General features: G+C 36.6%; 15 protein-coding genes and 1 pseudogene. 9 read left to right on the top strand and 7 right to left on the bottom strand.

Features of this window, described 5'->3' with window-relative positions:
- Nucleotides 1-6 precede the first annotated feature (6 nt).
- The 4 genes from ACINWC743_RS00580 to ACINWC743_RS00595 all read left to right on the top strand — a co-directional run bounded on the left by ACINWC743_RS00580 (nt 7) and on the right by ACINWC743_RS00595 (nt 5,014).
- Complete coding sequence (locus ACINWC743_RS00580; protein ID WP_009583917.1) at nt 7-1,242, top strand: dihydroorotase; 1,236 nt, start codon at nt 7-9, stop codon at nt 1,240-1,242.
- Nucleotides 1,243-1,429: 187 nt separating this feature from the next.
- Nucleotides 1,430-2,968, top strand: coding sequence for an OmpA family protein (locus tag ACINWC743_RS00585; RefSeq protein ID WP_009583957.1), 1,539 nt, complete (start codon nt 1,430-1,432; stop codon nt 2,966-2,968).
- A 122-nt stretch (nt 2,969-3,090) separates the two neighbouring features.
- Nucleotides 3,091-4,128: a lysozyme inhibitor LprI family protein gene (locus ACINWC743_RS00590; protein WP_009583943.1), complete on the top strand. Its 1,038-nt coding sequence runs from the start codon at nt 3,091-3,093 to the stop codon at nt 4,126-4,128.
- 106 nt (nt 4,129-4,234) lie between these two features.
- Nucleotides 4,235-5,014, top strand: coding sequence for a Rossmann-like and DUF2520 domain-containing protein (locus ACINWC743_RS00595; RefSeq protein WP_009583955.1), 780 nt, complete (start codon nt 4,235-4,237; stop codon nt 5,012-5,014).
- Nucleotides 5,015-5,053: 39 nt separating this feature from the next.
- Here the strand turns inward: ACINWC743_RS00595 and ACINWC743_RS24410 are convergent, their stop codons facing one another.
- Entirely contained in the window at nt 5,054-5,215 is a 162-nt protein-coding gene (locus tag ACINWC743_RS24410; protein ID WP_004831130.1) for a hypothetical protein, read from the bottom strand.
- Between the two features lie 124 nt (nt 5,216-5,339).
- Nucleotides 5,340-6,743: a PLP-dependent aminotransferase family protein gene (locus ACINWC743_RS00600; RefSeq protein ID WP_009583929.1), complete on the bottom strand. Its 1,404-nt coding sequence runs from the start codon at nt 6,741-6,743 to the stop codon at nt 5,340-5,342.
- 161 nt (nt 6,744-6,904) lie between these two features.
- Here ACINWC743_RS00600 and ACINWC743_RS00605 point away from each other — a divergent pair, with 161 nt between their 5' ends.
- On the top strand, nt 6,905-7,750 hold the full coding sequence (locus ACINWC743_RS00605) for a hypothetical protein (RefSeq protein ID WP_227510896.1): 846 nt from the start codon (nt 6,905-6,907) through the stop codon (nt 7,748-7,750).
- 61 nt (nt 7,751-7,811) lie between these two features.
- Here ACINWC743_RS00605 and trmB read toward each other — a convergent pair whose 3' ends face one another.
- From trmB to ACINWC743_RS00620, 3 genes are all read right to left on the bottom strand, one after another.
- Nucleotides 7,812-8,528, bottom strand: coding sequence for a tRNA (guanosine(46)-N7)-methyltransferase TrmB (trmB, locus tag ACINWC743_RS00610; protein ID WP_004831127.1), 717 nt, complete (start codon nt 8,526-8,528; stop codon nt 7,812-7,814).
- 194 nt (nt 8,529-8,722) lie between these two features.
- Nucleotides 8,723-9,277, bottom strand: coding sequence for a lipocalin family protein (locus ACINWC743_RS00615; protein WP_004831126.1), 555 nt, complete (start codon nt 9,275-9,277; stop codon nt 8,723-8,725).
- Between the two features lie 154 nt (nt 9,278-9,431).
- Nucleotides 9,432-10,340, bottom strand: a complete 909-nt coding sequence (locus ACINWC743_RS00620; RefSeq protein ID WP_005029445.1) for a LysR family transcriptional regulator — start codon at nt 10,338-10,340, stop codon at nt 9,432-9,434.
- A 92-nt stretch (nt 10,341-10,432) separates the two neighbouring features.
- Here ACINWC743_RS00620 and ACINWC743_RS00625 point away from each other — a divergent pair, with 92 nt between their 5' ends.
- The 4 genes from ACINWC743_RS00625 to ACINWC743_RS00640 all read left to right on the top strand — a co-directional run bounded on the left by ACINWC743_RS00625 (nt 10,433) and on the right by ACINWC743_RS00640 (nt 13,580).
- Nucleotides 10,433-10,855, top strand: coding sequence for a PACE efflux transporter (locus ACINWC743_RS00625; RefSeq protein ID WP_009583960.1), 423 nt, complete (start codon nt 10,433-10,435; stop codon nt 10,853-10,855).
- 240 nt (nt 10,856-11,095) lie between these two features.
- Nucleotides 11,096-12,355, top strand: a complete 1,260-nt coding sequence (locus ACINWC743_RS00630; RefSeq protein ID WP_009583902.1) for a putative DNA modification/repair radical SAM protein — start codon at nt 11,096-11,098, stop codon at nt 12,353-12,355.
- Complete coding sequence (locus tag ACINWC743_RS00635) at nt 12,356-13,135, top strand: TIGR03915 family putative DNA repair protein (protein WP_009583920.1); 780 nt, start codon at nt 12,356-12,358, stop codon at nt 13,133-13,135.
- 172 nt (nt 13,136-13,307) lie between these two features.
- Nucleotides 13,308-13,580, top strand: coding sequence for a hypothetical protein (locus ACINWC743_RS00640; protein WP_009583896.1), 273 nt, complete (start codon nt 13,308-13,310; stop codon nt 13,578-13,580).
- Between the two features lie 18 nt (nt 13,581-13,598).
- Here ACINWC743_RS00640 and ACINWC743_RS25225 read toward each other — a convergent pair.
- Nucleotides 13,599-14,000 (bottom strand): annotated as a pseudogene (locus ACINWC743_RS25225) (transposase); the annotation flags it as partial.
- A gap of 142 nt (nt 14,001-14,142) precedes the next feature.
- The gene (locus ACINWC743_RS00650; protein WP_005029849.1) at nt 14,143-14,520 is read right to left on the bottom strand and encodes an IS630 transposase-related protein; all 378 of its coding nucleotides are present in this window, start codon (nt 14,518-14,520) and stop codon (nt 14,143-14,145) included.
- Nucleotides 14,521-14,575 lie beyond the last annotated feature (55 nt).

A 14,575-nucleotide genomic window follows, 5' to 3' on the forward strand; every position in this document is an offset into this window, starting at 1 on the left:
AAAGTCATGAGTATTGTAAAAATTGAAAATGTACGTGTCTTAGACCCCATCAATAAAACTGACCGCGTACAAACTGTTTATCTGAAAGATGGAAAACTTGTAGAGTCCTCGAATGACGTTGTCGAAAGCATTGATGGGCAAGGGAAGTGGTTGATGCCGACCATGGTGGATCTTTGCGCGCGTTTACGTGAGCCGGGTCAACAACAGCATGGAACACTAAAGTCAGAAGGTAAAGCTGCTCGTGAAAATGGCATTTTACATGTGTTCACGCCACCTGACTCTCAACCGATTGTCCAAGACAATGGGGCATTGATTCATGGATTGGTTGAAAAAGCCATGTTGGATGGAGGTATCCACTTACAGGTGATTGGCGCACAAACACAAGGTTTAAATGGTAAACAACCTGCCAATATGGCGGGGTTGAAAAAGGGAGGTTGCACAGCTGTTTCAAATGCCTATGCGACCTTTGAAAATGATGATGTGGTACTTCGTACACTGGAGTATGCCGCGGGTTTGGATATGACTGTTGTGTTCTATCCTGAAGAGCATCAAATTGCCAAAGACGGATGTGTACACGAAGGTTTTGTCGCCTCACGTCAAGGCTTGCCAATGATTCCTGCGCTTGCAGAGACAATTGCTATTGCAAAATATTTATTGATGATTGAAGCAACAGGCGTTAAAGCACATTTTGGCTTACTTTCGAGTGGCGCATCTGTCGATTTGATCAAAATCGCAAAGCAGAAAGGTTTGCCAGTCACAGCGGATGTTGCCATGCACCAACTGCATTTAACTGATCAATTGATTGATGGTTTTAATTCGCTTGCGCATGTACGCCCACCTTTACGTGCTGAACAAGATAAGGAATTACTTCGTAAGGGAGTAAAAGAGGGCATTATTGATGCGATTTGTACGCATCATGAACCTTTAAGTGGCTCGGCTAAATTAGCACCATTTGCTGAAACTTTGCCCGGTATCAGTGCATTTGATACCTATGTGTCTTTTGGTGTTCAATTGGTTCGTGAAGGTTTATTTGAACCTTTAGAATGGGTTGAAAAAGTGACATCTGCACCTGCAAAAGTTGCTAACATGACTGAACGTTGGATGAAAGAATCAGGTTGGGCATTGGTTGATCCAGACATGGAATGGACAGTGAGCAAAGACAGCATTTATTCAAATGGGAAAAATACACCACTAATTAATCAAAAAATGTTGGGTAAAGTTGTAGCGACGTTTATCGCTTAATATAGGAAAGTGTTCACTTCTATTGAGTTTAAAAAGCCAGCATAAGCTGGCTTTTTTTATAGATATAAAACATTTATTGCTACAAAAAGATATTATAAATATCAAAAATTAACCACTAGAATAAAAAACGATCAATAAGTGATTCTAATGCGACAAACACAACAATGATATAGGAGTGTCCAGAATTATGAATATTATTGAGCTTTTAAAACAACAAGTGACAACAAAAGTTTTACAACATGATCAACAGTTTCAAGATGAAAAAATCGGTGCGTTAAGCGCATTTTTTCCCATCCTTCTTACTATTTTTAAATCCAAACCTGAACTGATTAGTACACTTCAGCAAAATCTGAATCCACGGCTCGCTGACATTTTTAGTTATCGTCCAGAAACGGTAAGCCAATTTCTTGATCTGGTTCGGGGGGATGCACCAGCACAAGACATTGAAAACACATTAAATCATGCTATTTCTCCCACATTATCTTTGCTTGCAGATCAGGCAGGCTCAGACAATAAACATGAAATTTTCGATTTGATTAAGGCGCAGTGGGGGGATATTCAGGCTGCGTTGCCTGCATGGGCTGGGGGCTTATTTTCAGCACTTGGGCTTAGTGTTGGAGGCTTAGGTTTCGCTTCCAATGCAGAAACTGTGCCTGTTGCAGAAACGGTCATACCACCTGTTGAGCCTGTTGCTCCTGCACCCGTTGAAATTGTCACGCCTACACCTGTTCCACCGCTTAACTCAAGCCCAGTTCAAGATGAGCCAAAAAAATCAAATTGGCTGTTGCCCATCATTGCTTTATTGGTGATTGCAGGTTTAGCTGCATTATTGTTCAAGCAATGTAGCAGTAAACCTGCTGTAGTTGGCGAATCTACAACAGGAAGCTCAGCTTCACAGGCTGTTGTAGATTTACAAGCTGCTGAATTTCAGCTTTCTACTGATGCACAGGGTAAGCTGGCAAATTGCCAAGTACAATCCAGTAGCCAAACTTTGTTGGATCAATTAAAAGGTGCTGTTGCCTCTGTGTTTGGTCAAGCAGATCAGTGTCAAATTACAGCCAATACAGCTTATGCAGGTGACTTGCCAGATCAAAATGCAATCAATCAAGTTTTAACAAAAATTAAAGGAATTCCGAATATTTCATTGGCATGGATGGGTGATCAATTTACCATTCAAGCCCCAGATTTGGCTCAAGCACAAAAATTGGCTGATGAATTAAAAGGTATTATTCCAAATGTAAATATTACAGCAAACCAATCAACTGCGAATCTCGCTGCATCGGATGCGACAGCAAATGTCGATACAAGTAATTCACAAGCTGATCAAGCATTGTCAAATATTCAAGTAGACTCTGCGAATGTCAATGATATTGCCGCAGCTTTAAATCTTCAGGTGATTAACTTTGCAACTGGTTCTACAGGTATTCCTGATGCCAATAAAGCCATTTTGGATAAAGCAGCGAGTTTGTTAAAACAACTGCCTGATGCAAAACTTGTGGTCAAAGGTTTTACTGATAATGTCGGGAATGCAGCCTCAAATAAAACCTTATCAGAAAAACGAGCGAAATCCGTTGTCGCTTATTTGGTTGAAAAGGGAGTTCATAGTTCTCAGCTTACTGCGGAAGGGCATGGTCAGGATAACCCGATTGCAGATAATTCGACGAAAGAAGGGCAATTTAAAAATCGTCGCATTGAGTTTGAAGTGGTGGGTGCAACCACACCTTAAGATTCTCATTATAATGAAATGAATAAAAAAGCTTCTGGACAAAGAAGCTTTTTTATTTTTTGCTCGAAAATCGCATCAAATTTTGTTTAAATGGCGCAGATAAAAAGATGATTGGATAAACAATGAATAAATCCTTTAGCCCTTTACTTATAATTACAGCCCTTTCAAGTTCTTTGCTATTGTCAGGATGTGATTATTTTAAAAAGAAAAAAGATGACAACAATACCGCACTTGCTGAGTGGAGTTGTACCAACCAAAGCAATATTGATCAAATTCAGAAATTTTTAAAAGATGAATATTTACGTCAAGTTTCAGACAATATTGCCAATTCAGGTTATGAAGCAGACCAAGCATTATTGCAAAAAATCAATAATGGTCTGAAATTTGAAGTCAAAAATGTACGCACTCTTAGTAATGATTCTACCAAAACCAATCAGTTAGAGTGTGAAAGTCAGCTGGTTGTACAATTTCCTAAAGGCTTACAACAGCGTGCTGAAAATGCCTATGCTGAATATGGTCAAGATTGCCGTAGCGAAGAATGTGAAGGTGAAGGTTATCGTACACTTCGAGAATATATTGAAGCAGGCGAGTCTAAACTGGTGCTCGGTAATGATCAGCTAAAAGGCAAATTTAATTATAATGTGGTTAAAACAGATCAAGATGGTTTAACGCTGGATGTGTTAAATCAAGATGCAATTATTCAAGGTGTCAGTTTTGTCTCTGTCAAAGCTGTGCAATATGCTGCTTATATTAAAGAAAATAAAGATATACGTGAACGTCAACAAGAAAATCAGATCGAAAATGTGGCACAGACTGAGCTTGCGCAGAAAGCCATGGATATCCGTAAAAAAGAGCTTGATGAAGAAAAAGCCAAACAAGTTGATCGTTTAAATCAAACTTGGGACAGTTTAACGGAAGAAGCGAAGGCACAACTTAAGCAAGATCAAGCAGAGTGGTTTGAAAAGCGTGATGTAGACTGTAAAGTGATTTCACAAAAAAGTTATAGTGAACTGCCTGAAAGTGAGGTTGAAACCTATCAGCAACAACGCCAATATTGGGATGATGCGATGTCTCAACAAAATAAAGAAATGCAATATACCAAGTGTTTTAATAAGCGAACTGCTGAACGTATTATTTATCTCAATAACGCGTTAAATTAAACTAAATATATTCAGATCATTTTTCTGAAATATAAAGAAAGGGATGAATTGATTCATCCCTTTTTTATTGGCATGCTGTAAGCCAATTTAAATTTAAGATGTTGCTATGCGTATTAGTTTCATTGGTTCAGGTCGTGTTGCGACTCATTTAGCACGAAAATTGTCAGAACAACATGACATTGTACAGATTTATAGTCGTGATTTAATCCACGCAGAAACTTTAGCGTCTCAAGTAAATGCACAAGCGATAGAACGATTAGTGCATATTGATCCTAAAATTGATCTATTGGTGATTGCTGTCAGTGATCAAGCCATTGCACAAGTGATTCAATCTGTTCATTCTCAGCTGACTGAAGTTCTGATTGTACATACTTCTGGTAGTACCAATTTAAAAGTTTTGACCGAGTTTCATCAAAAATCAGGGGTTTTTTATCCCTTACAAACATTTAGTTTTGATCGTAATGTTGAGTGGAAAACGACACCTTTATTCATTGAAACTGAATCAACTGAGGATTTGGAAATACTGACAGCGTTAGCCAATAGCCTAAGTGAGCGTATCTATCACTATACTTCAGCACAACGTTTAAGTTTACATTTGGCAGCGGTATTTGCATGTAACTTTAGTAATTATTGTTATGACATGGCAAAACAAGTGGTTGATGCACAACATGTTGATTTTAACTTGTTGTATCCGCTGATTTTAGAAACTGCACATAAAGCGACCCAGAATGATCCCGTAGCCATGCAAACTGGACCTGCAATGCGTGGTGATAGGAATATTTTAAAAATGCATCAAAATATGTTGGAACAGCAAGGAAGTCTGGATCTAAGCTGTGTCTATAGCTTACTTAGTCAACAAATACAAAAAAAACACTCACTGGAGTAAAGTGAGTGTTTGCTGTAACTTGGTTACTAAAATGGCTCATCATTTAATGATAGCAGCGTGATCTGCACCAATGGTGACAATGACTCCGATGCAAAATAGGCTACAGTAGATAAAAAACCAGATAATCATTCGTTTAAAGGCTTTGTCCGAAATAGAACTATCCGCATATTGTGGTTTTTTAGGGCTTTTGTCATCATTCATCGCAAAATCTCTTTCTGCTTAATATGATTGAATTATGACGACATAAGTTGATATCGCGTAGATACAAAAAATTAGAAAAAAAATATAACAGATGAACAGCGAAACTTTTCATCTGTTATAAAAATTAGTCTTTTAGTGCTGCTTCAATGATCGTAATTAAATGGTTAAGTGCTTGAATAAATGTTTCATTTAATTCAAAAGAGCAATTGATTCGAATAAAATTATTTTGTTGGTTTGTGATATTAAATAAATTACTCGGTGTAATACTGACGCCTTTCTCCAACATTTGATGATAGACATCATTGCTATTGACTCGTTCGGGTAGTTCAATCCATAAAAAATACCCTGAAGGATAATAGTTCACATGACATTGTGCAGGTAAATGGGCTTTGAGATAATTAAAGTATTGCTTTTTATAACGTTGTAAAGTTGAGCGTAAAGTTTTTAGATGTTTTTCATAATGGCGATGAGATAAATATTCGACCAAGGCATTTTGAATAAATGAATTGACTGAAAGTGTACTCATTAATTGAGTGTGTTGAATATGTTCAGAAAATTTTCCTGCATAGACCCAACCTATTCTAAAACCTGCCCCCAAAGTTTTAGAGAAAGACGAGCAGTGTAGAACCCAGTTTTGCTGATCAAAATATTTCATTGGGAGCGGTTTTTTTTGACCATAGTAGAGTTCTTCATAGACATCATCTTCAATGAGATAAATTTGATGAGTATGCAGAAGTTTGGCGAGCTTGAGTTTAATCTCATCACTTACAGTGAAACCAATGGGGTTTTGACTATTCAACATCATCATACAAACTTTGATGGGATATTTAAGAATAGCTTGTTCAAAAGCCTCCAAATCAATACCATGCTCAGCATGTTCAGGAATGGTAATCACTTTTAAACCGAGACGTTCAGCTGCTTGCCATGCGCCATAAAACATGGTTTCTTGCAATAAAATGTAATCTCCAGCATGCGTTAGCGCTTGTAATGAAAGATTTAAGGCATCTAATCCACCAGAAGTCATCACAATATCTGAGGGATCAGTTGGGATACCTTGCATAGCATATTTTTGTGCAATAATTTTACGCAGTTGATAATTTCCTGGCGGTAAACTGGGTGTTTGTTCATAACTGAGCCGTTGCTTTGCAAGTTGTCCTAGTGATTGAATAAGCTTGGCTGAATATAACAATTGGCTATTTGGAAATGCGGAACCCAGTGGGATGATATTTTCAGATTGTATCGATTTTAAATATTTAAATACCACTGAGTTGATTTCAATCGTTTCATTGACGACATGTACTGGTAGGCTGTGTTGAGAAGTTTGCTCAACGACAAAATAACCAGACTTTTCTTTTGAATAAATCAAACCCTGCGCTTCAAGTTCTTGATAAGCATTCATGACGGTAATTAGGCTGAATCCAGATTGTTCAACTTGCTGTCGAAGTGAAGGGAGTTTTTCATGTGCTTTCCATGTCCCATTTTCAATCAATACTTTAAGACTATGTGCCAGTTGTTCGGATTTATACATGACATTATTCAAGACAAGTTGTGAAATAACTATAACAGATCACATCGTTTCAGCTCTATCTGTTATATATTTTTTATAAATATTTGTGGCTATATTTATTTATGATTTGTTTTCAGAATACTGTTACTTGAGGTGGTAGAAAGTGAGTTAGAGAAATGTTTATGACAGCTCAGTTGAATGTGCTTACACAGTTTTTATCTGATCATGCTTGTTCAACGACAGTGATCAATCATTTAAATCAGAAATTTGTTAACTTTGAAGCAACATTATTACGTGCCAAAGTTTTGCGTGAGTTTTCTGAAAAAAGACATATATTGATTATCCAATCTGAAATGACTACCAATCAAACAGACTTTGCCTATTTGTTTGCGCCGTTTATTTTGGCAAATTTAAATCAAACCGTTTTGTACACCTCGCCACTAACAGACCAACTTCAAAGTCTACTCAAGCCTTATTATCAAATTGAAAAAACCATAAATTTAACTGAAAAAGATGAAACTGTCCTAGAAAGCTTAAAGTTACGTCTTGATTTTCAGGATCAAGCATTAATCGAGCAGGATTTTATTTGTTTTGAGTTGTTCAAAGCGCTGACACTGTCTGAAATACAGACCATTTTTTTAATTACAGATTATCCAATCGACATCCAGGGACTATATGAAATTGAGCGTTATTTCAGAATTAGAATTTTTCTGATTCGCCCACAGGATCATCAACTGCAGAGCTCATTTCAATACCAAGCAGATGACTTAAATATGCAACAACTGCTTTTTAAATATAAAGATGCTACGCATATGGCATTATGCCGAGAATTCTCTGAAATGAATGCGAGGATTTTAACTTTATTAGGGCTTTATGATAATTATCGAGCGCAAAATTTAGTTGAAGATATGTTTTATTCTGAGCACATTTATGAAAAATTGTCTGTATATGCTGAATACATGCAAACAAAACTACAGAACAATGTGCTGAGCCCGAAATTCAAGTCCGTATCGAGCTTAACGATGTAAAAAGACGTAAAAAAAGCTGTAACGATTGTTACAGCTTTTTTGATGGAGAAGAAATTCTGATTTAATTGATTTTTTTGAAAATAAAGTCATTGATTTTATGACCTGATTCAATTCCACGGCGTTCAAACTTAGTTTGTGGGCGCCATTCTGGACGAGGATAACTGTTGCCTTTCCCAGCAAGATTTTCTAGGCGGGGGCGATTATCCAAGACATCAAGCATCCATTCAGCATACGGTTCCCAGTCTGTTGCAGCATGAAAAGTACCACCAATTTCAAGTTTTTCTTCCACCAATGGCATACGATCATGTGACACAAAACGACGTTTGAAATGACGTTTTTTCTGCCATGGGTCTGGAAAATAAAGCTGAACAGTATTGATACTATTATCAGGCATTTCACGAAGCACTTGAATTGCATCTGCATCTAAAACACGAAGATTTTTGACTTCTGCCATGCCTGCTTCATAAACGCACTGCGCAATACCGGGAACATGAACTTCGATTCCAACGAAGTTACGCTCAGGATTGGCTTTTGCCATCAACACTAAAGAACGCCCCATACCAAAACCAATTTCTACAGTCAGTGGGCGTTCCGGATGTTCAAAATGCTGTCGCAAGTCGCCAACAGGGTATTCCAAAATTAACTCACGATGTTGCTCAAGTGCAGTACGTTGTGAAGTATTGAGCGGCGACGATCTGCGCATAAACGTCACAATTTCGCGGTGTTCTTGCAAATTGTCTAAGTCAACAATTTGTGCTTCGATTTGATCGTTTGACATGATTTTGGTAATACTGGAAATCTAAAAGGCGTATTGTAAGTCCTGAGCATGCCAAGTCAAATTTTTTATGGTCAGACTGATTGTATTCAAGCAAAAAATCGAGTCTGATGCTGAATGAATAAAAATTCGATGCTTGAAATTTTGTTCATTCGCCGTTTTAACAAGCATGCCTTTATAAATTTTCCAAGTCTTTACTATTTTTGCTTGGTGTAAATTAAATCTTTTAAGTCATAGCCTAAGTGTTGTGCATAATTTAAATATTCTTCAACAACTACAGGATCTAGTTTTTGAGAACGGCTGAGTAACCAAAGATACTTTTTGTTAGGTGTTCCGACTAAAGCCACTTGATAGTCTTCATCAATTTTTAGAATCCAATAATCACCGCGTCCTACAGGTAACCAACGTAAAGCTTTCGGTAAAAATGTAACTTTTAATTTTGAATTGACAGGTGCATTTTGTACTTTGGCGACCCCAATCGATTGCTGAAGTTTTCCATCTTGACTATAACAAGTATTATCCACTCTAATACTTCCATTTTCATTTAATGAATAATGAGCAGTTACGTTATAATCACATTTTTTCTGAAAATAGAGGGGCTTGCGAGCGATTTCATGCCATTGCCCCAAGTATTTATTTAGATTGATATCTTTAGCTGTTGGGATTTTTTCATGCTCTGAATGAGCGAGTGCAGCAACACTAAGTAATGCAATTCCACTGACTAAGGTAAATACCCTTAATTTATTATTCATAACAAAGCCTTATCTGTTTTGATCATTCAATCAATATACCTAATGATGGGTAAATGTGGATTATGTATTGTAAATTTACTTACAAGTCATGTAATTGAAGGATGAGATTTAGAAACTTCTCAATTTCATTTTAGGCTATATTTGATCGTTAAATTTAAGCATTATGGCAGCTATCCTGATCTAAACTTTGTCTGATCAATTCGATCAGTTCTCGAGTAGCTTTAGGGAGTGCTTTATCTTTTAGCCAAATCAAATAAATCGGGACAGAAAGTTGGTTATAAGTATTTTTAAAATTAATTTGAATTAAACGCCCCTCCTCAATATACGGTTTGACCAGTGAATATGGAAAGTTTCCCCATCCTAAACCTGCTTCAACCATATCAATAGCTGTTTGTAGATTATTGGTCCTCCAGTAAGATGCACCAATTACTGGTCTTAAGTCAGTAATATCTAAATCGGTACTCGCCACAATAATTTGACGAATATTGATCAGATCTTCGATATAAATAGGGTGGTTGTGGTGAGTGATTAAATCATGTTGAGCAGAAATAGTTGCAACGACGGTTTCCAAACTAACCAATTGCAAATGTTCTTGTATTTTAATATTTTGCCCAGAACCTGCCAAACAGATACTGATTTGCTCAGAGTACAATAAATGTAAAATATCATCTTGTGGCGCAGTAATGATTTCAATATTTAATAACGGATATTTGCAGGCGAGTTGATCAATTGCACGCAAAAGCTTCTGATTATTTACATCCGATACCACACCTATTTTTAATATGCTTTCTAGACCTAAAGAAAGTTCATAAGCATGTTTACTGAGTTGTTTTAATTGTTCAGAAATAATGCGAGCTTGTGGGGCTAATGCCAGTGCAGTTGCTGTTGGAATGACTTTTCTTGGTGTTCTTTCAAAGAGTTGTAAGCCTAATTCAGCTTCAATATTGGCGATTCCCATGCTTACTGCTGATGGAACCCTATTCAGGGCACGAGCGGCAGCTGAAAAAGAACCTGTATCAATCACTTTGACAAACAATTCAATATTTTCACTAGTGAAATTCATAGTTTGGTATCAGCTCAACTGAAAGCTATTATCTTTATCTATTATTATAACTGAAATTAAAATAGCCTTTCTTAAAAAATTGAGATTGATATATGCAAGGGTTTAAACGTCGAGTGATTTATGTGAGTAGTTATGAAATCATCGGATTGACAATTTCATCTTTAGGTCTTGCATTACTTTCAGGGACTCAATTGAGTCATACGGGTCCATTGGCGATTTTTATTACGACCATTGCTGTGAGTTGGAATTTTATTTATAACCTTATTTTTGAGGCTTGGGAAAAACGTCAACTTTCACGTCAACGTACGGTAAAACGTCGTATTGTTCATGCTATTGGCTTTCAACTGACCTTAATTGTATTTTTAATCCCCTTGATTGCATGGTGGATGAAAATCAGTTTTCTTGATGCATTCCTGTTGGATGCGGCATTGATAGTCATTATCCCTATTTATACATTTATTTTTAACTGGTCATTTGATCGAATCTTTGGACTACCACTTTCAGCGCAAGCTTAGAAGAACATTGACTTTACTATTGAGGTTTGCCCATCAACATGAATGGGCAATGTTTAAATGTTTTAAATTCATCGTATATTTCCAGTTTTCATTTAGAAGTTTGAGTTGATAATTTACTGTAAAAATAATGGATTATAATTTATACGTCAGTTCATGTCGTGATGATCATTGGATCAATATTTTACAGCCATCAGAGTTTATATAATGACTAAAATTCATTGGTAAAATTGAGTTTAAGTCATGACAGAACGTATCAGAGAAAAATTGCAAATTTTGGCAGATGCTGCAAAGTATGATGTGTCATGCTCGTCCAGTGGAAGTCAACGTAAAAACAAAGATAAAGGGCTTGGAAATACTGGTTCTGGTATTTGTCATAGCTATACCGAAGACGGGCGATGCGTTTCCTTGCTTAAAATCTTATTTTCCAATGTGTGTATTTTTGACTGCTCTTATTGTGTTTCTAGGCGCTCAAATGATGTCAAAAGAGCGGCATTTACTGTGCAAGAAGTCGTGGATTTAACCATTAATTTTTACCGAAGAAATTATATTGAAGGGCTATTTTTAAGTTCAGGAATTTTTAAATCAGCTGATTACACCATGGAACGTATGTTGCAGGTGGTGAAAAAACTACGCCTAGAAGAAAATTTTAATGGCTATATTCACCTTAAAACCATTCCAGGTGCGTCACAAGAAATCATTCATGAAGCTGGACTTTATGTTGATCGTATGAGTATTAACTTGGAAATGCCGACCGAAGAAGGGCTAAAAAAGTTTGCACCAGAAAAAACGCATGATGAGGTACAAAAAGATTTAGGCATTGTACGAGATCGATTAATTCAGTTTAAAGATGAGAGAAAAATTATAAAGTCTGTGCCGAAGTTTGTGCCGGCAGGGCAAACCACACAGATGGTTGTGGGAGCACACAATGAAACAGACCAAGATATCATTCTCATGGCAGATCATCACTATAAAGAATTTAAACTTAAACGGGTCTATTTTTCAGGATATATTCTAATCAATGATCAAGAAAAGGCATTGCCTGTTGTCGGTTCTGCACCACCACTATTACGTGAGAATCGTCTGTATCAGTCTGATTGGTTAATGCGCTTCTATGGTTTTGAGGCAACAGAAATTGTCAATGAAAAACATCCGAATTTAGATTTGGATATCGACCCCAAACTGAGTTGGGCATTACGACATCCTGAGCAATTTCCTGTAGACATCAATCGTGCTGAATATCGTATGATATTGCGCGTACCTGGTATCGGTGTACGTTCAGCCAAAAAAATTATTCAGGCTCGACGCTTTGGTAAGATTCATATCGATCAAATTAAGAAAATGGGTATTGCATATAATCGTGCTGTCCATTTTATCCGTTGTGCTGATACGCCTGCGTTTGTAAAGGATCAATTACCGAGTCAGATTCGTCATCAAATATTACAAACTGGTCAATCAAAATATACGCAACAACTTTCACCACAGTTGGACCTTTTATTTTAAATGGCAAAGTATATTTTTGATGGAACAATGACTGGCTTATTATGCTGTGTGTTTCGTGCATTTCAGTTTAAAGAGCTGGATGTCTTGATAGCCAGCCAAAATAGTCTTCAATCCAGTTTATTGGATGAAACGATTTTTGTTGAGTCTAATGAAATTCATGCTGATCGCGTGTGGAAGGCATTTAAGCAAAAGGTTTCATCTAATACATTGCGTAATTTTTATTATACTTTTTTATCTGAGCAGGAAAGTGCATTTCAACATTTATTTAATTTGAGTATCTACGTGTTTTCATCACATCAACGTGTCGATGCTGATTATGGTCATGCAGATGTTCTTGCAGTTTCTAAATGGGCGAAACAAGTGGGGCGTGAGAAGCACCGTATGGAGGCTTTTGTCCGTTTCAAAAAATGTAAAGATGAATTATTTTTAAGTTTGGTACGTCCTGATTTCAATGTTCTTCCATTAATTGAAAGGCATTTCAAAGCAAGATATCAAGATCAACGTTGGCTCATTTATGATGAGTTGCGGAATTTTGGCATTTATTATGACTTAAAAAATATTCATCAAGTCAGTATGAATGTATTTGAGATTGATCAAAATATTGCTAAGGGGACCAGTCAAGATTTTAGTATCGAACTGGATGACGATGAAATTCTTTATGACCAACTTTGGAAAGACTATTTTAATAGTGTCAATATTTCGGCACGTAAAAATATCAAACTTCATATTCAATATGTTCCAAAACGTTATTGGCGCTATATGAATGAGAAGGCGATCTGAGTTCAATGAAGTTGAGAGTTATATTCTATATTATTACTCAAGAATTACATAGTAATCATAATACTGTAAATAAGCGTATAGGTGTAGTGGGATTCGTTTAAGCTATGCTGCAATGGGGGGGAATGCAAGCAAAAAGAAACATCGTTGGGACATTTAGGCTTTAGGATAAGGCATGACTCCTCAACAATTCCTTGCTAGTGCTGAGCTTCAGCATAAAATTATAGATTTTAAATTGAAGCAAGCATATGATAAGTATGGTGATGTTCGTGCTGCACGTTGGTGGTATTCCAATAACCCTAATCCATCAGATCGCAAACCTACTCCAAATGAGCCTAGTCCTAATCAATATGCATCAGAAGTTATAAAACGTATGATGGAGGAAGAGCGCAAACAAAAATCTGCATCTCAGCCTCAAGTAAACTTGACTGTACAAAATACTGTATAGCTAGTTAAATAAACTATGCTACATTTGATTAAACCCAATATCTAAAGCCTCAAGAATAGTTTTCTGTTGTTGGCTAACAATATGTCTGACTTTTCTTTTTAGTATAGACCAAGCTTTTTCAATTGGATTGAGGTCTGGACTATAAGCAGGCAAATACATCAGCCTAGCATTGTACTGGCGAGCCAATTCCTCAATTTTTTGACCTTTGTGAATAGAAGCATTATCTAAAATTAGTAAATATTTTTGAGGCTGACCATTTTTATCTCTTGTTAGATCTTTAAGTAAATATTCAAGCCAGCCAGTAAAAGTATTGCGATCACATGAGCCCTTAAAAATTAGGGGAGCAATGAATTTAAACGTTGCACTTGATCGAACAGCACTGATTATATTTAGTCTACTTCCATGCCCACCTGTTCTTAATGCACGACAACTTTTCCTTTCTCAGACCAACCATATTCAGCAACCTCATTGGTATTTATACCTGATTCATCAATGTATAAAATATACTCTTCACCATATTGCTGTTTCCATTGTGGCAGGAACCATTGGAATACTGCTCGTCCTATTTTGCAGGCTTGTCTGTAGAGAAAACTCTTTTTTTATAACTCCACCCCAGCTTTTTTAAAGCAAATAAGATATTGGCATAGCTGACGGAATAACCAAATCTTTGCTCAAATAATGGCACCAGATCTTTAGCCTGTGAAAATGATGTTGTTTCAACAAAGATTTTGAAAGCCTTTAGGTCTTTAATTTTATAGGGTCGACCTGCTTTTTCGGGATGTGGTCTATTCGCATTTCCTTGGAGATGTTCGAGCTGAATCCAGAGATCTAAAGTCGTTCTTGCAATCTTAAAAACAGTACATGTTTTAGACTTATTCTGGCATTCTTTGTAGTAGTCTAGAGCTTTGTATCGAAGATCATTGGAGTATGGCTTAGGCATAACAGCAGTCAGTAAGGTTTTTTATAGTGTAGCAAACTTTATATATTTAGCTATA

Source organism: Acinetobacter sp. WC-743, assembly GCF_000335555.1.
Lineage (GTDB): Bacteria > Pseudomonadota > Gammaproteobacteria > Pseudomonadales > Moraxellaceae > Acinetobacter > Acinetobacter bereziniae.